The 22,129-nt window shown below is 56.0% G+C and carries 18 protein-coding genes; 10 read left to right on the top strand and 8 right to left on the bottom strand.

The genetic code is table 11. The annotated features are described in order from the left end of the window. The first annotated feature begins 7 nt into the window (after positions 1-7). Genes ACR0K5_RS02330 through ACR0K5_RS02315 form a run of 4 tightly spaced genes read left to right on the top strand, consistent with a single transcriptional unit; the run spans position 8 to position 4,933 of the window. Complete coding sequence (locus tag ACR0K5_RS02330) at positions 8-1,630, top strand: dihydroxyacetone kinase subunit DhaK (protein WP_480628127.1); 1,623 nt, start codon at positions 8-10, stop codon at positions 1,628-1,630. Between the two features lie 37 nt (positions 1,631-1,667). Continuing rightward, the gene (locus tag ACR0K5_RS02325; protein WP_480628126.1) at positions 1,668-2,696 is read left to right on the top strand and encodes a LacI family DNA-binding transcriptional regulator; all 1,029 of its coding nucleotides are present in this window, start codon (positions 1,668-1,670) and stop codon (positions 2,694-2,696) included. A gap of 27 nt (positions 2,697-2,723) precedes the next feature. Continuing rightward, positions 2,724-3,779 (top strand): sugar phosphate isomerase/epimerase family protein, encoded by a 1,056-nt coding sequence (locus ACR0K5_RS02320; protein ID WP_480628125.1) that lies wholly within the window; start codon positions 2,724-2,726, stop codon positions 3,777-3,779. Further along, positions 3,779-4,933, top strand: coding sequence for a Gfo/Idh/MocA family protein (locus ACR0K5_RS02315; RefSeq protein WP_480628124.1), 1,155 nt, complete (start codon positions 3,779-3,781; stop codon positions 4,931-4,933). Before ACR0K5_RS02320 ends, ACR0K5_RS02315 begins: the two co-directional genes overlap by 1 nt. 114 nt (positions 4,934-5,047) lie before the next feature. On the opposite strand, the gene ACR0K5_RS02310 is transcribed toward ACR0K5_RS02315, so the two are convergent. Genes ACR0K5_RS02310 through ACR0K5_RS02295 form a run of 4 tightly spaced genes read right to left on the bottom strand, consistent with a single transcriptional unit; the run spans position 5,048 to position 8,040 of the window. Continuing rightward, complete coding sequence (locus ACR0K5_RS02310) at positions 5,048-5,614, bottom strand: TetR/AcrR family transcriptional regulator (RefSeq protein ID WP_480628123.1); 567 nt, start codon at positions 5,612-5,614, stop codon at positions 5,048-5,050. A 5-nt stretch (positions 5,615-5,619) separates the two neighbouring features. Next, positions 5,620-6,681 carry a flavin monoamine oxidase family protein gene (locus ACR0K5_RS02305; protein ID WP_480628122.1) on the bottom strand — a complete coding sequence of 354 codons (1,062 nt, stop codon included), beginning with the start codon at positions 6,679-6,681 and terminating at the stop codon, positions 5,620-5,622. Between the two features lie 3 nt (positions 6,682-6,684). Next, positions 6,685-7,368: an SDR family NAD(P)-dependent oxidoreductase gene (locus ACR0K5_RS02300; RefSeq protein WP_480628121.1), complete on the bottom strand. Its 684-nt coding sequence runs from the start codon at positions 7,366-7,368 to the stop codon at positions 6,685-6,687. Positions 7,369-7,371: 3 nt separating this feature from the next. Further along, positions 7,372-8,040: a cupin domain-containing protein gene (locus ACR0K5_RS02295; RefSeq protein ID WP_480628120.1), complete on the bottom strand. Its 669-nt coding sequence runs from the start codon at positions 8,038-8,040 to the stop codon at positions 7,372-7,374. A gap of 707 nt (positions 8,041-8,747) precedes the next feature. Here ACR0K5_RS02295 and ACR0K5_RS02290 point away from each other — a divergent pair. The 4 genes from ACR0K5_RS02290 to ACR0K5_RS02275 all read left to right on the top strand — a co-directional run bounded on the left by ACR0K5_RS02290 (position 8,748) and on the right by ACR0K5_RS02275 (position 13,432). Continuing rightward, complete coding sequence (locus ACR0K5_RS02290) at positions 8,748-9,698, top strand: ABC transporter substrate-binding protein (RefSeq protein WP_480628119.1); 951 nt, start codon at positions 8,748-8,750, stop codon at positions 9,696-9,698. 79 nt (positions 9,699-9,777) lie between these two features. Then, positions 9,778-10,815, top strand: a complete 1,038-nt coding sequence (locus tag ACR0K5_RS02285; RefSeq protein WP_480628118.1) for a quaternary amine ABC transporter ATP-binding protein — start codon at positions 9,778-9,780, stop codon at positions 10,813-10,815. Beyond that, the gene (locus ACR0K5_RS02280; protein ID WP_480628117.1) at positions 10,808-12,397 is read left to right on the top strand and encodes an ABC transporter permease; all 1,590 of its coding nucleotides are present in this window, start codon (positions 10,808-10,810) and stop codon (positions 12,395-12,397) included. Before ACR0K5_RS02285 ends, ACR0K5_RS02280 begins: the two co-directional genes overlap by 8 nt. Positions 12,398-12,451: 54 nt before the next feature. Then, positions 12,452-13,432, top strand: coding sequence for an arginase family protein (locus ACR0K5_RS02275; protein ID WP_480628116.1), 981 nt, complete (start codon positions 12,452-12,454; stop codon positions 13,430-13,432). On the opposite strand, the gene ACR0K5_RS02270 is transcribed toward ACR0K5_RS02275, so the two are convergent. Both ACR0K5_RS02270 and ACR0K5_RS02265 read right to left on the bottom strand, forming a co-directional pair. Beyond that, the gene (locus ACR0K5_RS02270; protein WP_480628115.1) at positions 13,429-14,400 is read right to left on the bottom strand and encodes an agmatinase; all 972 of its coding nucleotides are present in this window, start codon (positions 14,398-14,400) and stop codon (positions 13,429-13,431) included. The two genes, ACR0K5_RS02275 and ACR0K5_RS02270, sit on opposite strands and share 4 nt — an antisense overlap. Before the next feature lie 73 nt (positions 14,401-14,473). Then, on the bottom strand, positions 14,474-15,994 hold the full coding sequence (locus ACR0K5_RS02265; protein WP_480628114.1) for a trimethylamine methyltransferase family protein: 1,521 nt from the start codon (positions 15,992-15,994) through the stop codon (positions 14,474-14,476). Positions 15,995-16,177: 183 nt separating this feature from the next. Between ACR0K5_RS02265 and ACR0K5_RS02260 the strand changes: the two genes are divergently transcribed. Next, on the top strand, positions 16,178-18,613 hold the full coding sequence (locus ACR0K5_RS02260; protein ID WP_480628113.1) for a GcvT family protein: 2,436 nt from the start codon (positions 16,178-16,180) through the stop codon (positions 18,611-18,613). An 89-nt stretch (positions 18,614-18,702) separates the two neighbouring features. Then, on the top strand, positions 18,703-19,674 hold the full coding sequence (locus tag ACR0K5_RS02255; protein WP_480628112.1) for a LysR family transcriptional regulator: 972 nt from the start codon (positions 18,703-18,705) through the stop codon (positions 19,672-19,674). 400 nt (positions 19,675-20,074) lie between these two features. Here the strand turns inward: ACR0K5_RS02255 and ACR0K5_RS02250 are convergent, their stop codons facing one another. Further along, positions 20,075-20,827, bottom strand: a complete 753-nt coding sequence (locus ACR0K5_RS02250) for an outer membrane protein (RefSeq protein WP_480628111.1) — start codon at positions 20,825-20,827, stop codon at positions 20,075-20,077. 48 nt (positions 20,828-20,875) lie between these two features. Next, positions 20,876-22,120 carry a DUF3179 domain-containing (seleno)protein gene (locus tag ACR0K5_RS02245; protein ID WP_480628110.1) on the bottom strand — a complete coding sequence of 415 codons (1,245 nt, stop codon included), beginning with the start codon at positions 22,118-22,120 and terminating at the stop codon, positions 20,876-20,878. Positions 22,121-22,129: the final 9 nt, after the last annotated feature.

The following is a 22,129-nucleotide window of genomic DNA, read 5'->3' as shown; positions in this document are numbered from 1 at the left end:
CAAAAGCATGGCCCAGTTCCTCAACACAAAAGAAACCCTCGTGACAGAGGCGATAGATGGTCTTCTTGCATCATCCGGGGGGGCACTGACCAGGTTGGATGGGTACCCGCACATCAAGGTTGTCTACAGGTCTGATTGGGACAAATCGAAAGTTGCCCTGGTATCCGGTGGGGGGTCCGGTCACGAACCTGCCCACGCAGGTTTCGTAGGGGCGGGTATGTTGACCGCGGCGGTTTGCGGAGAGGTCTTCGCGTCCCCCTCGGTTGAAGCCGTTCTCGCGGGTATTCTCGCTGTGACGGGCGAGGCAGGATGCCTGCTGATCGTCAAGAACTACACCGGTGACCGTTTGAATTTTGGGCTTGCGGCCGAACGGGCCCGTGCGTTGGGGCGCAAAGTGGAGATGGTTGTGGTGGACGATGACATCGCCTTGCCGGACCTTCCGCAGCCGCGCGGTGTGGCTGGTACTTTGTTCGTGCACAAAATTGCCGGAGCATTGGCAGAACGCGGTGCTGATCTCGACACAGTTACCAACGCTGCAAAGAGCGTAGTCGAGAAGGTGGTCAGTATTGGTATGAGCCTGGACACCTGCACCGTTCCTGGATCTCCGAAAGAAGACAGGATCGCCCCCGGCAAAGCGGAACTCGGGTTAGGTATTCACGGCGAGCCGGGGGTGGAGCAAGTGGAGTTTGCAAATGCCGTGACCGCAATGTCCACTGTTGTCGAAAAGTTGAAACAGCGAGTGGGGGCGGGCGACTGCGTGGCGCTCGTGAACAACTTGGGGTCTACGACGCCTCTCGAGATGTCTGTTTTGACCCACGCCTTGTCCGAAACCGGCATCGCGGAACACATCATTGGGCCGGCACCAATGATGACTTCGCTGGATATGCACGGATTTTCCGTATCGATCCTGCCGGTCAATCCGGATGAATTGTTGGCGCTGAAAGCACCGGTCGATCTGGTGGCTTGGCCGGGGGTCAATGCAGTAAAGCCCATTCAAGTTGCGCCTTTGCCGGATGGTTTGACCCCGATTGATCCAATCCCGTCGAACAACCCGGCGACCAAGGAAACGATTACGCGTTTGTCAGAGCTGCTGATCCGCGCTGAGAAGGACCTGAATGAGTTGGACGCCAAGTCCGGCGATGGCGATACCGGCAGTACACTGGCGACTGCGGCCAGGTCTCTGCAAGGAAGCCTGGATCGGATGCCTCTTGCGGATCTGACGCAGTTGTTTCCTGCGCTGGGCAATGAACTGAGCCAGACCATGGGCGGCTCGTCCGGTGTGATCCTCGCAATCTTCTTCAATGCCGCCGGAGACGCCTGTGCCAGCGGGGCTTCCATATCGAAGTCATTGGTTGAAGGTCTGAACCGGGTCAGCCAGGTGGGTGGTGCCAAAGTTGGCGACAGGACAATGATCGACGCGCTGGCTCCTGCGTTGGCGGCGCTTCCTTCAGGGTTGTTACAAGCCGCAAAGGCCGCACGCGAAGGTGCTGACAATACGGCAAATATTCACCGTGCCAAGGCAGGCCGCGCAGCCTATGTTCCCGAAGAAAACCTGATTGGGCATAACGACCCGGGTGCTGAAGCCGTTGCGCTGTTGTTCGAGGGTTTGGCACGGGAGATTGAGGGCTGAAAGACACGTGGAAGACCAAAAACAAAAAATAGAATTGGTGAAAAAACCAACCGTAAATGACATCGCGCGCGTTGCAGGTGTCAGCCTGGCGACCGTTGATCGGGTCTTGAACAGACGTCCCGGTGTGCGGGCCGTGACCGTTCAGAAAGTAAAAAAGGCGATTGATGAGCTGGGGTATGTACGCGACACCGCTGCTGCCAACCTCGCGCGAAACCGTGTCTATAATTTCCTCTTTATACTGCCGGACGCAGGCAACGAATTTGTCGAGGCGATATGCGATCAGATCGCCGAACAATCACGCGATCAGTTTATCGAACGGACACGCATTACAATAAAAAAGGTCGCTCCGTTTGAGCCTCAGGATATCGTCAATATTCTGGATGGTGTCGACAGTCTGGACGTCGACGGAGTGGCCGTTTTCGGGCCTGAAACGCCCTCGGTCCGCGACGCGGTAAAGAGGGTCAGGGACAAGGGCGTTCCGGTGGTTGCGTTGGTGTCCGATTTGCCAAGCTCGGACAGAGACCATTTTGTAGGCATCGATAACGTTTCGGCGGGGCGAACGGCAGCTCAGTTGATGGGACGCTTTGTACATTGTCCGGGGAAGGTTTTAGTCCTGACAGGCTCACGTTTGGCACGTGATCATCTGGAGCGGCGTCAGGGTTTTGATCTTGTTGTCGCCGAGGAATTTCCTCATCTCGACGTCGTTGCATCCGTGGAAGGCCGAGATGACCCTGAGCTGATCTACAAGATGATGCCCGGGATATTCGAAACCTATCCGGATCTGGTCGGAATATACTCTTCCGCCGCGGGCAATGCGGGTCTGGTTCAATTTCTGTCAGAGAGCAAGATCGGCAAGAATCTGGTCATCATCGCACACGAACTCACACCGCTTAGTCGTGACGCGCTAAGTCGCGGCACCTTTGACGCGCTGATTTCGCAAGATTCTGGGCACCTTGTCCGATCTGCCGTTCGTCTGCTGCGGGCGACCTCGGACAAAGTCCCTTTCAACAAATCGCAGGAACGCATCCGTATCGACATCTATCTGAAGGAAAATTTGCCTCCATAGAGGCACAGTATTTGGGGAGGAAATTTAATGAAGACGATCAAAGGTCCAGCTTTGTTTCTTGCACAGTTTGCTGGCGACGAAGCGCCGTTCAATTCATGGAATGCAATTACCAAATGGGCGGCGGATTGCGGATACAAGGGCGTGCAAGTTCCCAGTTGGGACCGGCGGTTGTTCGACCTTGAAACGGCCGCGACAAGCACTGACTATTGCGACGATTTCAAGGGTAAAGCCCGAGAGAACGGCGTTGAAGTCACTGAACTGTCAACGCACCTTCAGGGGCAGCTTGTCGCCGTTCACCCGGCCTATGATACAGCATTTGACGGCTTCGCAGTCGAAAGTGTCCGGGGGGACCCCAAAGCCCGACAGGAATGGGCGGTTGATCAGGTTAAGAAGGCACTTTCAGCCTCTCGGAACTTGGGCATCCCGGCTCACGCTACATTCTCTGGCGCGTTGGCCTGGCCTTATGTGTACCCTTGGCCGCAACGTCCTGCTGGCCTGATTGAAACAGCATTTGATGAGCTTGCCCGCCGTTGGGTTCCGATTTTGGATCACGCGGAGGACTGCGGTGTGGATGTCTGCTATGAAATCCACCCCGGCGAAGATCTTCATGACGGGATTACGTACGAGATGTTCTTGGAGCGTACAGGCAATCATGCGCGGGCCTGCATGTTGTACGACCCGTCGCACTATGTTCTGCAATGCCTTGATTATCTGGATAATATCGACATCTACAAAGACCGCATCCGGATGTTCCATGTAAAGGACGCCGAGTTCAATCCAACCGGCCGACAGGGTGTCTATTCCGGGTATCAAGGCTGGGTGGATCGGGCAGGGCGGTTCAGGTCACTTGGTGATGGACAGGTGGATTTCGGGGCTGTCTTTTCCAAGATGGCGGCAAACGACTTTGATGGCTGGGCCGTGGTCGAATGGGAATGCTGTCTGAAACACCCCGAGGATGGCGCGCGTGAAGGTGCTCAGTTCGTTTCCGGTCACATCATTCGTGTGACGGAAAAGGCGTTTGACGACTTTGCGGATGGAGGAACTGACGAAGCGGCCAATCGAAAAATGCTGGGGATAGACTGATGGTAGCCGGACGAAGCGAAGAAATTTCGGGGCGCATTCGCCTCGGCATGGTCGGCGGCGGAAACGATGCTTTCATCGGCGGTGTCCACCGCATCGCCGCGCGACTGGATGATAAGTTCGAGTTGGTTGCCGGAGCGTTATCTTCGACGCCGGAAAAGTCCCGGGAAAGCGGCGAGGCGCTGGGTCTCGAGCGGGTCTATGAGGACTTCAAGCAGATGGCGATGCGAGAAGCGCGTTTGAAATCCGGGATCGAAGCGGTTTCGATCGTCACGCCAAATCACGTTCACTATGCTGCCGCGCGTGAGTTTCTGAAACGCGGCATTCACGTGATTTGCGATAAGCCGCTTACGTCGACCCTTGGTGATGCGAAGAAACTGGTCAAAACCGCTGAAAACTCAAACGCGCTGTTCATCCTTACCCACAACTACACGGGCTATCCCATGGTTCGGCAAGCGCGTGAGATGGTTGCCAACGGGGATATCGGTAAAATCCGCGTGGTTCAGGTCGAATATCCGCAAGACTGGCTGACTGAGCAGCAGGACTTCAAACAGGCTGAGTGGCGGACTGATCCTGAACGTTCCGGTGCCGGAGGATCAACCGGTGACATTGGAACCCATGCGTATAACATTGCCCGCTTTGTAACCGGGTTGAGGGCAGAAAGCCTCGCGGCGGATTTGCAGGCCTTTGTGCCGGGTCGTCAGGTCGATGACAACGCGCACGTAATGCTAAGGTTCGAAGGTGGAGCCCGTGGCATGCTGTGGTCATCACAGGTTGCACCCGGCAACGAAAACGCGCTGCGATTGCGTGTGTACGGTGAAAAGGGGGGCATCGAGTGGGCTCAGGAAGACCCGAACTATCTTTGGTTTACTCCTTACGGAGAGCCAAAGCGCTTGATCACCCGAAATGGGGCTGGGGCAGGGGATGCAGCCAATCGGTTAAGCAGAGTGCCACCGGGGCACCCGGAGGGATACCTGGAAGGGTTTGCGAATATTTATGGAGAAGCAGCGGAAGCCATTCTGGCGTACAGAAACGGGAGTTCGCCTGACACATCTGTCGTTTATCCGACAGTTCATGATGGGCTTGAGGGCGTCAGATTCGTAGCCGCATGTGTGCAAAGCTCTGCAAAGAACTCTGCTTGGGTCAAACTGGCGTAACGCACCCGGCCTTTTGGCGTCGAATAGTTGGTCTCGTATGAACAACCGAGTTGAGGCGGGCAGACGCCTCAACAACCGGAACTGCCAATTTTCGCGAAAAAGACTTGGTCCGTGTCATAAGCATCGGGCTTGTAGTATTTCCACGGCTTGATCAAAAGTTTGCGCACTATTCTCGGCCCGCGCGGTCAGGTGAGCGCCTTCCAGTAAGGCCAATGTGGCGCGGGCTTCTGCTTTCGGGTCACCTAAGCCCGAGATCGACCGATCAGCCTTGCCAAGTGTAAAGACATCTTCGATCCACTGTACCATCATGCCACGGAAATCCTGAATCTTGTCGGTGACCTCTTTCGACAAGCTTTCCCGGCTGATGATCAGCGAAACACATAAGCACAAGGTTTCCCCGCCGTTCAATGCCGAACGATACAGCGCGATCAGCGCACGCATTCGGTTGCCCGCCGTATCGTAAGCTTCCTCAATCTTGGCGCAGCGCCCGGCAAGCTCGGTATGGTAGCGGACCATCAAAGCAGCCGACAGCGCGGCTTTGGTTGGGAAGTGATAGTGGATCGATGCTTTGCGGATGCCCACCTCTTGGGCAAGGTCGGCATAGCTAAACCCGTCGTAACCTTTGCTGCGGGCAGCAAACTCGGCAGAATTCAGCAGAGCCGTCTTTGTATCTGTTTCCATGACACCTAAACCCTTTCCGAGCATACCAAAGCTGCGGCGGTCTCTGCCGCTTCCAAAGAACCCTCAAGATATCCCCCAAATTGAGCGGCTGTTTCGGTGCCGCTGAAAATGATCCTGTCCTCCCATATCCGCGTCATGGCCTTTGGCAGGCCGTATTGCGGGTGCGCATATAGCGGCTGCAGGTCCAGGTCGGTAGACGTGAAGCGGTCGAATGCCCAGTCTTTCAGGAAAACTGCGCTGGGATTTGTAGCCTTGGGTCCGAACAGGCGCACCAGTTGTGCTTGAACCTGCTGCTGCAAAGCCCTTTCATCCCGGCGAGCCTGCGGAGGGATACCGATGAAACCGAACAACGCGTAGGGGCCGCCGCGGGCGGGTGAAGCGTCGTGAATCTCCACCATAGGGCCGCGCCGGCTCATCGCATCACCTGACAGCCCGTCTTCTCGCCAGAACGGAGTGTCATAGACTGCAATCGCTTTAGCCTGACCGGCCATCCAGGTCGCGAGGTTACGCATGGCAGCCAATGTGCCTTTGGGCAAGGCGGGCTCATAGATCAACTCGGCTGCAATACGCGGGGGCAGGGCAAGCACGACACGGTTGGCCGAAATTTGTTGACCAGATTGTGTCGTGACCAGAACCCCACCTTCGGCTTGCGCCAAAGTCGTGATCTGCGTGGACAGATGGATTACTCCATCCGGCAAACGTGCCGACAGCGCGTCTGTCAAAGCACCCAGACCACCCACTAGGCGATAGGATCCTTCCATGGATGAAAACCCGCGACCGTGTTCAACGCGGCCCCGCTCATCTTCGAAACTCAGTGCGCCAGAGCTGAATTGTTCGAACCAATGCAGGCCCAGCCGTTTGATGAGCGCGGCGATCCGTGGCTGGCCGGGCCAGAACCAAGCCGGGCCCATGTCGAAATAGCCGTCGCTCTGCACCTCAGACAGAATGCGCCCGCCTAGGCGGGCGCGCGCCTCAGCGACCAGTACTTCCTGACCTTGATCCACAAGCTGAGTTGCCAGGCTGAGCCCTGAAAGACCCCCGCCGATGATGAGCGTATCCGTGCGCACGGTTCAAAACCCCTCACTGGAAGGGCGCAGATCCAGTTCATGGGTCCAGGTCGACCGGGGTTGTTGCGTCAGTTGCCAATAAGCTTGGGCAATATCTTCGGCCTTCATCATCTTGGCCGGGTCCAGACTGTGCCGATCGCGCGACCTGGCCGTGTCGATTATACCGTCCAGAATTACATGCGCGACATGCACGCCCGCTGGCTGAAACTCACGCGCAAGCGATTGTGTCAGTCCACGCAGGGCAAACTTGGCCGAGGCGAACGCCGAAAACTGTGCGCCACCGCGGAGGGAAGCGGTTGCACCCGACACGATCAAGGTGCCGCCACCGCCACGAACCATAGGTTGCATCACTGATTGCGCCAGTACGATCAGCGTCTGTACCATTGAAGTCCAGGTACGTTGATAGTCGTTCAGAGTCGTTCCCGCGAAGGGTGCGATCACCAGTTCCGCAGTATTGTGCACAACGATTTTCGGGGGGCCGTATGTGGCGATCAAATCGGCTATGACCGATGCCGCGTCGTCAGGGTCGGACAGATCGACCTGATGAAACGCACCGGCAGGGTGATCAGGTTGGGTTCGGCCCAGGCCCACGGCCGCCATGCCTTCGGCCTGGAAACGTGACAACAGGGTCTGGCCAAGACCAGCCCCGGCTCCGGCGACAATCGCCAGGGGTTTTTGCGCAACCATCAGTTACACCGCTGGTGGCTGGGCAAAGGGCAGGTGGCCGGTCTTCATCCAGACTTTGGCCCCGTCCGGGCCGGCAACGACCTTCAGGCTTTGACCTTCGGGCAGTCGTAGCCAATCGTTTTTGATCAGTTCATCCCCGCCTTCCGTGACAGAACCATCGATGATCAGAACCTCTATCCCGCCAGAGGCGCCAGAGGTCAGGGCCGCATCCGCGTCCAGATGGCTGTAAGTCACGACCTCGCGCTCGTCTTTATGCAGGAGTGCCGAGGCGACACCGTTCACCGGCGCGCCCAATTCATCCGCCATGCTTTTGCGGAACTGGTTGCGGTCCTCCATGTCGAATTGCCAGAGCTTGACGAAGATCGTGCAGCCGGGTTCCGAGCCAGGAGTGTGCCTCGTGGTTGGTGGATTGCGGACATAGGTACCTGCTGGGAAGTCGCCATGTTCATCCTGAAACACACCATCAAGGACAATGAACTCCTCACCGCCAGTATGGGTATGGGCAGAGAAATGGCTGCCCGGCGCAAAGCGCACGATAGTAGTGGCACGAGCCACTTCGCCTCCGATCCGGTCCAGCATCCTGCGCTCCACGCCCTTCATGGGCGAGGCTTGCCACTCAAGCTGGTCTGAGTGAACCACGACGCGGTCAGAGAAGTCCGAGTTGATTTCCATAGGATCAGTTCTCTTAGATGGTTAAGATAATGATAACTATCTATCAGTAGGTAGGCAATTGTCATCTACCGATTTCGACTAGGCACCACACTTCACAGAGTGTTGAACATAGTCTTGCCAGAGGAACTTCATTACAGCGGGCAGGTGGCCAAAAAATCCGAGAGGAGATTTCACGCCTTCTAGTCCGACAGAGATTGCGCGATGTGAAGATTCAATTGCACGCAATATTTGCCGGTGTTTACCGCCCCATTCACTATCCAGATTGCAACTACGTCAACCGGGAACGACCATTCGATAGTGGCGGCATCTTCAAGTCGAAGCGGTCTGCCGATCTTGCCGAGAGTATTGGCTTGCCACAAAGAACAAGTTCACAGGTCGAGCTGAGACCGGTTTGAGCTGGCTGACAGTTCCTTTCAAGTGCCCAAGATTTTAATGAACAAAGGTGAATATAGGGACGTTGGAGATATTGCCTCAAATCGCAATAAACCAAAACTAACTTGCGATAATTTCGCATTCAAGAGGTAGAAAAACGTATCTCTTGATGGGCAGCGCATCTGCGTGCTTCACTTTTGATGCTATGTCAGCCTCTTATTTCGCTGGCCAAAAAAGACCGGAAGGCACTGCCTTCCTGCACCAAAACCTGAGCGCACCACCGCCCAAGAGGGCGAGAAAAACAAGCGCCTAGCTGCCCAACATGGAGATATCAGATGAAAAAATTTGCAACGCTACTTGGAAGCGCGTCGGTTGCGATCGCCGGGCAGGCCATGGCCGCGGATATCGTGATCGGTGTGCCGAACTGGGCCTCGGTGAACGCCACGGCGCATATACTTGAGCTTGTGATCGAAGAAAACCTCGGCCTGGACGTGGAATTGCAGAACGGCACCAACCCGATTGTCTTTGAAGCAATGGACAGCGGTTCAATGCATGTCCACCCAGAAGTGTGGATGCCCAACCAGCAAAACCTGCATGACACCTATGTCAAAGACAATGGCACTGTCGTCATGAACCAAAACCCGGTCCAGGCTGAGCAGGGTATGTGCGTACCGACCTACATCGCGGAACAACACGACATCAAATCAATCGATGACCTGAGTGATCCTGACAAAGTGGCGATCTTTGACACCGATGGCAACGGAACACCCGAGGTATGGATCGGTGCGCCGGGCTGGGCGTCGACCGTCGTCGAAAAGATCCGGGCCAAGTCCTATGGTTACGACCAGATATTCGACATGACAGAATATGAAGAAACCATTGCCTATGCCAACCTGGCAAACGCGACCAAAGCGGGAGAACCGTGGATCGGGTTTTGCTACAGCCCCCACTATATCTTCGTGACACAGGACCTGACGGTTCTGGAAGAACCCGCCCATGATCCGGCCTCCTGGACAATTGTTCAGCCCACTGATGACCCGGATTGGCTGTCCAAGTCCGAGGCGTCCTCGGCCTGGAACGGGGCAACGCTTCACCTGCATTACGCGAAAGAGCTGGAAGAGAACTATCCTGAAGTGGCCGCCTTGTTCAGCAACTATCAGATGTCGGGAGATGATCTGAGTGCAATGGGCAAGGCTCTGGCTGTCGACAACGTCGAAGCAGCGGATTTCGCCAAGGAATGGGTGGCTGCGAATGAAGACACAGTCATCGGCTGGCTAACCAACTAAACCACCACTCTTTGGGCCGTCGCGCAAAACCGCGGCGGCCTTTTTTCTGTTGGGCAGGGCACCGCCCTGTGGGGGATAAATGGACGAACCTGTCGTAAAACTAGAAAACGTTTGGAAGATCTTTGGTTCCCGCGCTGAAGAAGCCATGGAAGCCGTTCGCAACGAAGGCATAGGCAAGCCCGAAGTTCTGGAACGGTTCAACTGTGTGGTCGGCGTTCAGGGCGCCACGTTCGAAGTGCCGAGGGGCGAGATTTTCTGCATCATGGGGCTGTCCGGCTCGGGCAAGTCCACTTTGGTGCGACATGTGAACCGGTTGATCGAGCCAACAGCCGGGCGGATCGAAATTCTGGGTCACGATGTATCGAAGCTGTCGGAATCCGAATTGCGCCGCATTCGCGCCCAGCAAATTGGTATGGTCTTTCAGCATATGGCGCTGATGCCGCATCGTTCGGTGCGCGATAATGTGGCCTATCCCTTGGAGATCCGAAAGGTTCCCAAGTCCAAGCGCTGGGCTGTATCGGATCACGCTTTGAGCCTGGTGAACCTGACAGGTTATGAGGACAGGCTGCCCAAGGAACTTTCCGGTGGGATGCAGCAACGTGTGGGGATCGCGCGGGCGCTGGCTTCGGACCCGGAAATCCTGTTGATGGATGAACCTTTTTCCGCCCTTGATCCGCTGATCCGCCTGCAATTGCAGGACCAGTTCAAAGCACTCGTGGCGCAGTTGAAAAAAACCACATTGTTCATCACGCACGATCTGGATGAAGCCATCCGCATCGGACACCGAATTGCGATTATGAAAGACGGGGTCATCGTACAGATCGGCACCCCGGAAGATATCGTCATGAACCCGTCCGACGATTACGTGCGCGAATTCGTTCAAGGCATATCCAAGCTCAAATTGGTCAAGGCCCATTCTATCATGGAGCCTATGGACAGTTATTCAGGGCCGCTCGACGGTGCGCCCCGAGCGGACGAGGGCGCGGATCTGGATCAACTGATCGATCTGGCCGTGAATTCCGATTTGCCGGTCGTCATCACGGATTCGGGCAATGATGTGGGTGTCGTGACCAAGCCGCGCCTGTTGCGTGGTATTCAGGGGGGCAAGAATGACTGATGCAACGACAGAGCTGAAGGTAACGGCCGCCTCTGATATCGAAGTTGATCGCGAGGCTCTGGACCTTTCCATCAAGGAATTCGCTGGCCCGAATGGGGACTACTATGTCAACGCGTTCCACAAAATCCATGATGCGACCAGCGCAATCCCCAACACGTTCAATACCTGGGCGGCCGTGTTGGGGCCGTTCTGGTCCGCATCGCGAGCCATATGGGGCATGTTCTGGACTTTTCTGATCCTCGAGATCATCGCATGGGTCCAAATCGGCAGGGGCGCTTGGGGAAACCCCGGCGCGGATTTCGCTGACCGTGCCGCCCGTCAGCAAGAACGCGCGGCCGAATTGTTGGCGCGCGCAGCGGACGCCACCGAACAGGCCGATATAGATCGTTTCACCAAGCTTGCTGAGAACATACAAAAAGCGGCGGCCGCAAGTCTGGAAAAGGCCGCTGCTGCCCAGTCCGAGGCCGCGGGTATCCTGATCACCGGGTTGTTGATGTTGCTGGTTTTCAAGGCGGTTCAAGGGTTCTATGCCGACCGCGTCTACGAAAAACAGTATTCCAAGTGGCGCATCGATCCGGATAGCACGGAAAGTGGGCGTTCGACTCGGAACATCGTCATGGGCGCAATCCTTGTCGCCGCGATCGGTCCTTTGATTGTTTACAAGTTCACTGTGAACGCATCATTTCCATTATTGGACGCGTTCCCCGAACAGCAAGTATCCGCGATATTTTTGGGAGAAGGGAACGGCACGCTGTTCTCGAGTCTGGCAAGCTGGATGGAGGCCAGGATCGATGCGGCTGCTGCAGCTGGTGGCGACATCTTTGACGGGATCGTGGCGGGTGTGCGGTCGGTGCTCGATGCGCTGACAATTGCCCTTATCGGCTCACCCTGGCCAGTTGTCATGCTGGTCATCTGTGTGACTGCATGGCGCGCAGCGGGACCAAGGGTTGCCATCTTCACAGCGTCTTCTTTGGCTTACATTGCGCTGCTGGGGTATTGGGACGTGGCGATGGAAACGGTCGCTCTGGTTGGTGCTGCGGTGCTGCTTTGCGTTGTCTTTGGTATTCCGCTGGGTATCTGGTTCGGCAAGTCGCAGCGCGCGTATCGCGCGGCGGAACCGGTTCTGGACCTGATGCAGACGCTTCCGGCATTCGTTTATCTTATCCCGATCATCGCCTTCTTTGGCACGGGTAACCCGCCGGGCATTCTGGCCACTATCATCTTCGGAATGCCGCCGGTTATTCGACTGACGGCTCTGGGAATGCGAGGGGTGCCGGAAAGCATCAAGGAAGCTGCCGTCGCCTTTGGGGCCTCGAAATGGCAACTGCTGAAGGACGTTGAAATCCCATTGGCATTGCCATCGATCATGACGGGGGTGAACCAGACGATCCTGATGTGTCTGTCCATGGTCGTGATCATCTCGCTGATCGGCGGCGGCGGCTTGGGCAAGGAGATCCTTGAAGCGCTGCAATATGCCGCCAAGGGGCCGGGGCTGCTGGGTGGTTTCGCAATCCTGTTCCTCGCCATGGTCATGGACCGGATCGTTCAGGGGGCATTCCGGCGAGAAGACGAAAAAATCTGAACAGCGACGCCTCCGGCTCTTGCTGAGGGCGTTTTTTATAGACCGGGAGAAACTATGGCCGATCGCTACGAACAGTCCATGATGGACAATTTATATTGGTGGGGCGTACCTACTCTGTTCCGTTGTCCCAATGTAGGGCCAGAAGGACAGGATATCGCATTGGCGGGTGTGCCGCATTCGACAGGCAACGGCACGACTGAGAGGGACCAGCATTTGGGACCACGTGCATTGCGGCACGTCTCGGCCGTTCAGCGCAGAGTGCATTCGGTTTTCGAGATCGATCCATGGAACAGCGCGCGGATTGCAGATGTGGGGGATGTGCCGTTCCCAAGAGCGAACGACAACGAAGACTGCATCGAACGGATTACCGAATTCTACAAGGACATCGACGTGGCCGGCGCACGGCCGGTTTCCATTGGCGGAGATCACTCCATTACCGGAGGCATAGTGCAGGCTCTGGGACGTGGAAAATTGGCCGGCGGAGAACCGGTCAGCTTCTTGCACCTGGACGCACATACGGATGTTTTTACCAAGGTCGATCACTTCCTGGGCGCCAAGAAATCAGCGGCACATTGGGGAGCATATCTGGCCGATCAGGGACAGGTGGACCCAACCCGTTCGATGCAGATTGGGCTACGAGGACACCCACGCAGCCTGGACTGGCTGCAGCCGTCGTACGATTATGGGTACAACATTGTCACAATGCGCGAATTCCGTCAGCGCGGGTTAGAGGATGTCGTGGCCCAGACCAAAGAGGTTTTGGGCGACCGGCCTGTCTACATCACGTTCGATCTGGATTGCCTCGACCCGACTGTTGCGCCCGCCGTTTCTAATTTGGAGCCGGGTGAAAAGGGATTCGATATCGATGAAGCGGTTGGAATCCTGCGGGCGGCGCGTGGGTTGAACATCGTGGGCGGAGACGTTGTTTGCATGATGCCCACAAAAGACAGCCCCAACAACATCACCGCCCTGACTGCAGCAGCAGTGATGTTCGAGATGATTTCAATGATTGCCGAGAACGTTGCCGCGGATTAACCGCGGCGCACATCAACGGCTTGTGCCAGAACACAAAGCAGTTCGAACATCAATGAGATACCAAGCCAAGCCGTCCCGCCCTCGGGGTCGAAGGGCGGCGAGACCTCGACAAGGTCGGCGCCAACCAGGTTCAGGCCCGACATCTTGCGAATGACCTGCTGGGCCTGAAAACTGTTGGGTCCGCCGATTTCGGGTGTGCCAGTTCCTGGGGCATAAGTTGGATCAACAAAATCGATGTCATAGGTGCAGTAGGTCGGTTTCGTGCCGACGATACCGCGCACTTCATCCATCACATCGTCTATACCCCGGTCGAACAGCTCTTCTATGCGGATGATGCGGATGCCCTGTGCCTCACCCCATTCGATGTCTTCGGTATTGTAGGCTGTGCCCCGGATTCCGACCTGAACAAAGCGTTTGGGGTCCACCAACCCTTCCTCAACTGCGCGACGGAACGGGGTGCCGTGCGTGAATTTGTGGCCGCCGAAATAGGTGTCGAACAGATCCGTGTGACTGTCGAACTGGATCAGGCCAACCGGGCCAGAGGCGGCCAGGGCACGCAGGACGGGCAGGGTGGTCAAGTGATCCCCTCCGGCCGTCAAGGGCGCGATATTGCGAGCCTTCAGGTCCGCGTAGAAATTCGTGACCCGATTCAGCGTGTCTTCTATGTCGACCGGGTTGGGAGCGACATCTCCGAGATCCGCACAATTCACCAGCGAGAAAGGTGCGACGCCAGTAACCGGATTCATTGCCCGGATCATCGTGGAATAGTCCCGCAGTTGCCGCGGGCCATGCCGCGCGCCCGGGCGATTGGTGGTTCCGCCGTCCCAGGGAATGCCAACAAGACCCAGCTCGACATCCGAGATGCGTTCGTGATCCAGATCCAGAATAGGCAGGCGCATGAATGAGGGAATACCTGCAAACCGGGCGAGCTCCATGGCTGATACCGGCTGAAAAAATGAATCGGTCATGGTTATCCATCCTCTGCAAGTTTCGTCAGTGACCCTAGCCGTTCATCAGCCCACTTGTAATGCTTGTCCGTGGTCAGGTCAGTATGCGAAAACGGCTGCGAATTTCGGCGTCTTGCTCAGGGGTGAGATACTCAGGGTTGTGCGTGCGCAAAACGTCCTGAGCGACCTGCCGGGCGGATGACCATGCATCCATCGCGCCTTCGGTTTGCCAAGTGCGTGGCTCCTGACGGTCGGCGAGTTGTGGGTAGAAGTAATCTCGCTCCATTGCTTCATATGTGTGTGCGCTGCCCAGAAAATGCCCGTCGCCTAAAACCGATTTGCAAATGGCGTCGAAACCGAGGTTTGATTCGGTAACCTCGATCCCGCGCAAGACCCGATAGGTGTGCGAGTGCATTTCGTTGTCCAGAACAAAGGCTTCGAAACTTGCGCCCAACAAGGACGCAGTCATCCCCGAGCTTTCATAAATCAGGTTGCCGCCCGCCAAGGCGGTTGCAAGCGACGTGATGCCTTTTTCTGCCCCGTATTGGGCATCAATGGCCTTGGCATCTGCCATCGACGCAGCGACGCCTGAAGGCAACCCCAGCCAGTTTGTGATTTGCGCCGACGCAGCGTTCAGAATTGCGGTCTCGCCGCTGCCTCCTGCAAATGAGCCGGTCCTAAGATCCACGATGAATGGCCAGTTGGAAAACACCATTGGAAATCCGGGTTTGATCGTGTTGACCATCACGAGACTGGCGAGCGTCTCAGCCAGAGATTGCGCCAGAAATCCGGCCAGAGTTGCCGGGGCGGTTGCACCCGCTTGTGCGGCCGTGATGCAGGACATCGGTATGTTATGGGCGATGCATTCATAAACGACGTCCACGGCGTCTTCGCCATATCGCATGGGCGAAATGACCGGGCTTATGTGCGCTTTCAGGAAAGGGCGTCTGGCGAATTCACCGGCCCCTCCGGCGGCAATGTCCAGCATCTCGACAATGGGGCCGACATGTTCGGCCAAGGTGAAAGACGTCGCTATTGGCTTGGTTGTATTCCGCACCAGGGCGTAAACCGTGTTGACGTCCAGATCGAATACCTCGGGGACGTCTGTTGCCACGCAACACCGTGTGAACCAACTGACATTGGCCAATGTGTCCTGTAACCGGGTGAAGTCATGCAGATCAACCAGTGTGGACGGACGATAAAGCCCACTGTCCATATCAAGCGTCTGCACGGCAGCCCCGCCGGTGCCAAAGTATACACGGTCGCCACCCACCTCGATGGAACGGTTTTCATCCCGGCCGTGGAATACAAAGCTCTTTGCAGCCGACTTGATGGCCTGTTGTACCATTGAACGAGGAAAAACCAGCCTGTCCTGTTCCCGGTCCTGTGCTCCTGCGGCCCTGAGGTCAGCGGCGAGCCTATCCGGCACATCTCCCATGCCCAGCTGTTCCAGCAATCGCAGGGCGGTGTCGAATATCTGTTCTATTTCCGAAAGGGTCAATGGCTTGTACGCGCCGCCTGTTTGACCCGGTGGGCAAGGATCGAACACGGGCTTGGCTGCACGCTGAGCATGCCGTGCCTTGCGACCACTTCGTCTCGAGTCCCCCGATGGCATGTATCCCAATCCCTTTGCTTCGTCGTTGCACCGTAAGGTGCAAAACACACCGGCATCAAAGGAGAATTGCCGTTTTCAGAATCCGAAATTCCTGTTTCGATTTTCCAGCACCAACGTTTGCCTGGTTGTCTGCCCAACCCGTTATTCAGCAAGACTTGTGCGGAAACCGAGGGAGCAAAGCCAATGAAATCGCGTACCAGAGTCGTTGTGATCGGAGGTGGAATCGCCGGATGTTCGACACTGTACCACCTGACCCAAGAGGGTTGGACAGATGTGGTTTTGGTCGAACGGAACGAACTGACTTCGGGCACGACATGGCATTCGGCCGCGCAGGTCACCAATTTCGGAATGAACCAGACAATGGTCGGTCTGAAAACTCATTCGATCCGGCTGTATAAAGAACTGGCCGACGATCCGGATTACCCAATCAATTATCATCACGGAGACGGCGGGATACGTCTGGCGAACACGGAAGGACAGATGCAGGGTTATCGTCATTTCGCGTCCATGGCGCGGGGCATGGACGTGCATTTCGAGGTGATTGACGCTGATGAATGCGCCCGCCGACACCCGTTGATTTCGACCGAAAATCTCATCGGTGGGCTTTGGGACCCGCTGGACGGCGACATCGATCCAGCCCAGTTATGCCAGGCCCTGGCGCGACGGGCGCGCCAAGCCGGTGCCGAAGTGTACCGAAATACGCCCGTGACCGCGTTGACGCAGCACAGCGATGACACCTGGACCGTGCATACCGAGCATGGGGATATCGACTGCGATATTGTCGTTAACGCATGTGGTTACCGGGTCAACGAAGTCGGCGCAATGATGGGTGTTCACCACCCTGTGTCGTCCATGGAGCATCAGTATTTTCTGACCGAAGAGATCGAAGCCATTCGGGACGCGGAGCACCGGATGCCGCTGCTTCGCTGCCCAATCAGCGACTATTATTGCAGACAGGAAAAGAACGGTCTGCTGCTCGGGTTCTATGAGCAGGGATGCAAGACTTGGGGATTGGATGGGATTGATCCAAACTTCGTGAACGCACTGTGCCCGGATGATCTGGACCGTGTGACCGATGTGCTCGAGGGGGCGTTTGCACGAATGCCTACCTTGATGGAGGTCGGCATTCACACCGTGGTCAACGGACCCATCACCTACACAATTGATGGGGCGCCGTTAGTTGGTCCGATCCCGGGCAAGCGCAATGCGTTTTGTATTATCGGCCTGCGGGCCGGGTTGGGTGAAGGTGGCGGGCACGGGTGGTTGCTGGCGCAGCAGATCGTGCATGGTGAGGCATGTTATGACACGTGGTGCCTCGATCCCCGAAGGTTCACCGGACATGCAAATGTGGAACTCACGGCACTTAAGGCGATTGAGGATTATCAGAACGAATTCAGGTTCCACTTTCCGCATGAGCATCGCCCGGCTGGCCGACCCGCCAAGACGACACCATTGACTCCCGTTCTGGCATCCGAAGGGGCGGAGTTTACGGTAGTTAATGGGTGGGAGAGGGTGGACTACATCAAGCCAGCTCCCGATTTATCGCCAACGCTCAGTTTTGATTTTGACGAAACCTTCGATCTGGTGGCTGCCGAGGTCGAAAATGTTCGAACCGGTGTCGGGCTTGCGGAGGTAAACGGGTTCAACCGCATCGAGATCACCGGAGCGGACAGGCACACATTTTTGGATCGGATGTTTTGCGGAACTGTCGTACGGCGCGATGGGCGCGTCGGGTTAGGATATTTGTTGAACCAACACGGTATGATCAAAGCGGAAGCGACGGTTGCCAACCTGCCTGCCAGCGACCGGGGACCGGCACGCATCTGGTATGGATCTGCCGCAGCAAGCGAGTTTCACGACATGGATTGGTTGCAGCAGCATCTGCGCAGCGACGAAGACGTTCATCTGCAAAGCCTGACGAATGATCAAACCATTCTGGTTTTGGCTGGCCCTAAGTCGCGCACTGTTCTGTCAACATGTTCAAGAGGAGATTGGTCCGCATATGCATTTCCCTGGCTCAGTTTGCGGGAGTGCTTTGTTGGCATCGCTCCTGCCACGGTCATGAATCTTAGTTTCTCGGGGGAGTTGGCCTATGAAATCCACGTTCCAAACGCTTCGCTGTACGCAGCTTATCTGGCGCTTCGGAAGGCCGGCGAGGCGCACGGGCTGAAATTGTTTGGCGCCAGAGCAGTTGAGTCCATGCGCCTGGAGAAGAGCTTTTTGCACTGGAAAGCCGATCTGATCACCGAATTTGATCCTTTCGAAACCGGGCTGGATAGGTTCGTCCGTCTGGACAAGGGTGAATTCGTCGGGCGCGATGCCTTGCTGAAACGACAGTCAGAAGGGCTGCGTCGCAAGCTGATCCCTTTACGCTTTGATACAAATCGTGGCCCCGCACATCCCGGCGCATCTCTTATGCAGGGCGATAATGTTGTAGGTACCGTCACCTCGGGCGAATGGGGGCATCGCACAGGACTGAATCTGGCGCACGCTTTTGTTGATCCGGCGCTGGCGGAGGTTGGTATCGAAATGGACCTGGATAGTTGTGGGCGACGTATTGGCGCGACGGTTATCAACCCAAGTCCATATGATCCGGAATTCGCACGTATGAAGTCTTAGATTCGACCGTTTTGACCAACTTCTCATTGCCGCAAGGGCAAAACTTTGCTTCGCTAGTTTCGAACAAATCGAAACAATGGTCCGTTGCCGTGTCCAAATCTCTGAGCCTCAGATGGCTGGAAGTCTTCCAGTTGATCGCCAAATCCGGATCGATTCAGCAAGTCGCATCGGAAACAGATTTGTCGATCAGTACAGTTTCGAACCATCTGCGCAGCCTTGAAAACGCGTTGGGTATCGAGTTGGTCGACCATGGACGCCGCCCAATGGGGCTGACACCGGCAGGCGAAGTTTTTGCTCGTTATGTTCGTGAGGGTTTGACTGTACTGAAACGCGGTGAAGCCGAAATCCGAACGGGCAACTGGCAACATGCGACGGACCTGCGACTGGCTTTGATCGATGATTTCGACAATCAGATCGCGCCCGATCTTGTTCGATTTCTGGCGCAGGCATTGCCGCGCTGCAATTTCCGCCATTTCACGCGCCCGAGTCACGAAATTCTTGCCAAACTTCAGGAGCACAAACTTGACGTAGGCGTTGCCACAAGACCGCTGGGTCGTACAGAGGGGCTGATCGAATACCCTTTGATGCGCGACCCCTTCCTCGTCGTGGTTCCTAACAAATTTGAAGGTTCGCCCGAAGAGCTGTTTAACCCAGATGCCGACTTGCCATTATTGAGGTATTCGCGTGACTATGTGATCGGCAAACAGATCGAAACTCAATTGGCCCGAAGTAAGTTCAGCCTGCCCAACCGGTTTGAACTTGAGTGCAACCAATCCATCATCGGTCTGGTCGCGCAAGGCAGCGGGTGGGCGATAACGACGGCAGCGTGTTTCCACCGAACGCAGAGGTTTCACAACAGCGTAAAAGCTATGCCATTTCCTGGCAGGAACTTCGTTCGGACGGTGTCGCTGTTTACGACTGAAGTGTACCCGACGACGACGTCGGTGTTGATCCAGAAAGCCATGGGAAAACTGATACGGCAGCATTTCACAAGGCCAATGTGCGCCCGGCACACTTGGTTGAAAGATGAGTTCCGCACTATGGAAATGGAGGGTGTCTAACCGAGTTCTTTCAGGTCGCCAAAAGGCAGATGACTGGCGATACTTGAGATCACCGCTTACTGCGTTCACCGATCGCGTTTTCAGACTTTCTAAATTGTCGGGTCATAAGGGCTTGGATGTGCCACGACCTTCTCAGGTCGCACCGATCCGGGTTTATTTCGCTTCCCCTACCAGTTTACTCAACCTGCTTCTCGCGTCACTGAGGTTAAAGTCCTCGGATTGCGTGACCTTTACGCGACAAAAAAATCGGCTCTGGTGGTCATGTTTAGACAGGTTCGATTTTTTTGACCGCACCTGCCCAGGGATATCTATTCATCAGACCCGACAGGTCAATTCGGTCTGGCAAACCGAGCGAGGCCAATATTTGGAACTGGTTAGAAAACGCGCCGGATATATCGGGTCAGAACCTGTAGGTCGCACCCAATAGCGGGCCGGATTGATCGAAATCGAAGTCATTGCCGTTGAGGTCGTGACTAAATGAAATGTAGCGGTAACCGCCACGTATTTGCCATCGGTCATTGATTGCATAGTCAGCCGTCAACAAAACCTGCCAGGTCTCGCTGCCACTTCTGAAACCTCCATAGTCGACAAACCCGGTCCCGGTCCATCTGTCTGAAAACTGCACTCTGGCGCGGGCTCCGACGATCGGATCGGTCCAATTGTCGTTAGCCGCCACACTCTGCCCCGGAGCGACCCCCGGCTGCAGCGTGATCGTGGTGTCCGTGCTGAACCAGCGGAACCCGCCGGTAACGTCCACACTGATGGTTGGTGCTTCGTAGACCCGATAGCCGACATAACCGCTGAAATACTTGATTGTCGTCGATATATCCAATCTCGAAAACGCCGGGCCGGATGTGGCATCGCTGAACGATAAGTCAGTGTAATTGTAGTCTGCCAGCAACGACCAGCGCCCATTGGACGCAGCAAACGCCCCCATGAATGCGAAATCAAGGTTTTCAAGCGCGTCCGAGAAACTCAAAGTCCCGTCCAGGGTCCCGCTCGGGGTGGCCAGGGACAGTTCCGTTTCAGGCATGAACAGATAAATTGTCGCTTGGTACGACCAATCCGACTGCTGTGCCGAGGCGTTCGTTGCAGCCGATCCCACCAACGCAACCCCAAAGAGGGCCGCTCGAATTCCTGCTCTTTCTGCCATTTCTCAACTCCCTAAAACCTGATGTTTCTTGCGTGTATAATGCCGTGTTCAGGCCGCCGTTTCTTCCACTTGCACAGTTGGCGTGCCAACGCGGTTTATGTCTGTGTTTGGAAAGAACTCGGACCAGACGTGCCAGAACACACCAGCCCGAAGGGTTTCGACCCGTTTCAGCTGTCCCTGATCCGAAACGCCCCAAAAGTCACAGCGGGTCACGGGATTGCCGCTGTCATTGTACCAAACGCCAAGGCTCTCATATCTGGGGTCAAGGTTGACCACGATATCCCGGCCTCCGACTTTGGCGTTCACAATCCAGTCGTTTTCAACAACGAAGTCGTCCGTCCAGCAAGCGGCGTCCTGCCCCACGGTGATGCCCCACACATAGGTTTTATTGGGCAACCGGTCGTCTGAGCGATCCATATTATCCATCACCGGGGCATCTTCCTGATGCTGGCGGCTGATCCCCCATCCAAAAGTGATTTCCGTCACCATATCCAGCAGTCGCAGAAGTGGGTTCGAGGAAGGTTTATTCAAAAAGACCTCTCCATCGGGAAACGCTTTTCGGAACCCTCGGAAGGTCATCCGGTATGTGGGCCAGGGTTTCATCTGCGCCTCGGGGCGCATGGGGCACGCCGGGCCTTCTGGGCCGGGATCGCGGTCGGCTTCGCGAAAGCCATAGATATGCTGGATCGGCTCGCCTGTGTCGTTGTCGCGTAGGATCAGGTTGTTGCCGTGCTGCGCCAAAACCTCAAGGTTCAGACGCTTACCGTCGATGCTGGGGGAATAGCCCTGACCAAGATTGGCCATCGCGCAGTAGGTCATGACGACGTCTTGGCCACCAAGCCCCTTTTTGTCTCCTGCCAGATGCGGGCGCATGATCTGGGCGTCCGGATGGGCGCGGGCGTGACCTTCGTTTTCGATGACGATGACGGGTGCCGTCGGCCCCACGTAGTCGCTTGCGACATCAATCGGGAAGTACTGCGCGGTGTTGAGCTGATTTCTGAGGCCAAGATGTACCCATACGTATGGAAAACCGTATAGAAAAAGAACCAGCAAAGCACTGACAAGCCAAAGCCAGAAAGGCCCGGCACCCAAAGCGAAATGCGCAAGGGTCGCCACGGCAAACGCGCCCAATCCGATGGCAATCAACCGGTATTCGTTACGGATAAATCGCACCATGTTTTCGCGTTTTACCTTGAGCAGCATCTGAGAGATGTCACCAAGGTCGCGGAAATAGACAAACCCGATACCAAGGGATCCGATCAATCCCAGAATATAGATTATCGTTCCAAGCATGGCACAATC

It is taken from the genome of Ruegeria sp. AB9 (assembly GCF_056542585.1).
Note: the sequence above shows the minus strand (reverse complement) of the source record. Positions and strands in the feature narration are given on the sequence as shown.

What these genes read in the sequence shown, in the direction of transcription:
- ACR0K5_RS02320 (WP_480628125.1), top strand. Translation starts at nt 2,724, where the DNA reads ATGAAGACGATCAAAGGTCCAGCTTTGTTTCTTGCACAGTTTGCTGGC.
- ACR0K5_RS02275 (WP_480628116.1), top strand. Translation starts at nt 12,452, where the DNA reads ATGGCCGATCGCTACGAACAGTCCATGATGGACAATTTATATTGGTGG.
- ACR0K5_RS02300 (WP_480628121.1), bottom strand. Translation starts at nt 7,368, where the DNA reads ATGGTTGCGCAAAAACCCCTGGCGATTGTCGCCGGAGCCGGGGCTGGT.
- ACR0K5_RS02315 (WP_480628124.1), top strand. Translation starts at nt 3,779, where the DNA reads ATGGTAGCCGGACGAAGCGAAGAAATTTCGGGGCGCATTCGCCTCGGC.
- ACR0K5_RS02270 (WP_480628115.1), bottom strand. Translation starts at nt 14,400, where the DNA reads ATGACCGATTCATTTTTTCAGCCGGTATCAGCCATGGAGCTCGCCCGG.
- ACR0K5_RS02290 (WP_480628119.1), top strand. Translation starts at nt 8,748, where the DNA reads ATGAAAAAATTTGCAACGCTACTTGGAAGCGCGTCGGTTGCGATCGCC.
- ACR0K5_RS02310 (WP_480628123.1), bottom strand. Translation starts at nt 5,614, where the DNA reads ATGGAAACAGATACAAAGACGGCTCTGCTGAATTCTGCCGAGTTTGCT.
- ACR0K5_RS02280 (WP_480628117.1), top strand. Translation starts at nt 10,808, where the DNA reads ATGACTGATGCAACGACAGAGCTGAAGGTAACGGCCGCCTCTGATATC.
- ACR0K5_RS02245 (WP_480628110.1), bottom strand. Translation starts at nt 22,120, where the DNA reads ATGCTTGGAACGATAATCTATATTCTGGGATTGATCGGATCCCTTGGT.
- ACR0K5_RS02250 (WP_480628111.1), bottom strand. Translation starts at nt 20,827, where the DNA reads ATGGCAGAAAGAGCAGGAATTCGAGCGGCCCTCTTTGGGGTTGCGTTG.
- ACR0K5_RS02265 (WP_480628114.1), bottom strand. Translation starts at nt 15,994, where the DNA reads ATGCCATCGGGGGACTCGAGACGAAGTGGTCGCAAGGCACGGCATGCT.
- ACR0K5_RS02295 (WP_480628120.1), bottom strand. Translation starts at nt 8,040, where the DNA reads ATGGAAATCAACTCGGACTTCTCTGACCGCGTCGTGGTTCACTCAGAC.
- ACR0K5_RS02260 (WP_480628113.1), top strand. Translation starts at nt 16,178, where the DNA reads ATGAAATCGCGTACCAGAGTCGTTGTGATCGGAGGTGGAATCGCCGGA.
- ACR0K5_RS02330 (WP_480628127.1), top strand. Translation starts at nt 8, where the DNA reads ATGGCCCAGTTCCTCAACACAAAAGAAACCCTCGTGACAGAGGCGATA.
- ACR0K5_RS02285 (WP_480628118.1), top strand. Translation starts at nt 9,778, where the DNA reads ATGGACGAACCTGTCGTAAAACTAGAAAACGTTTGGAAGATCTTTGGT.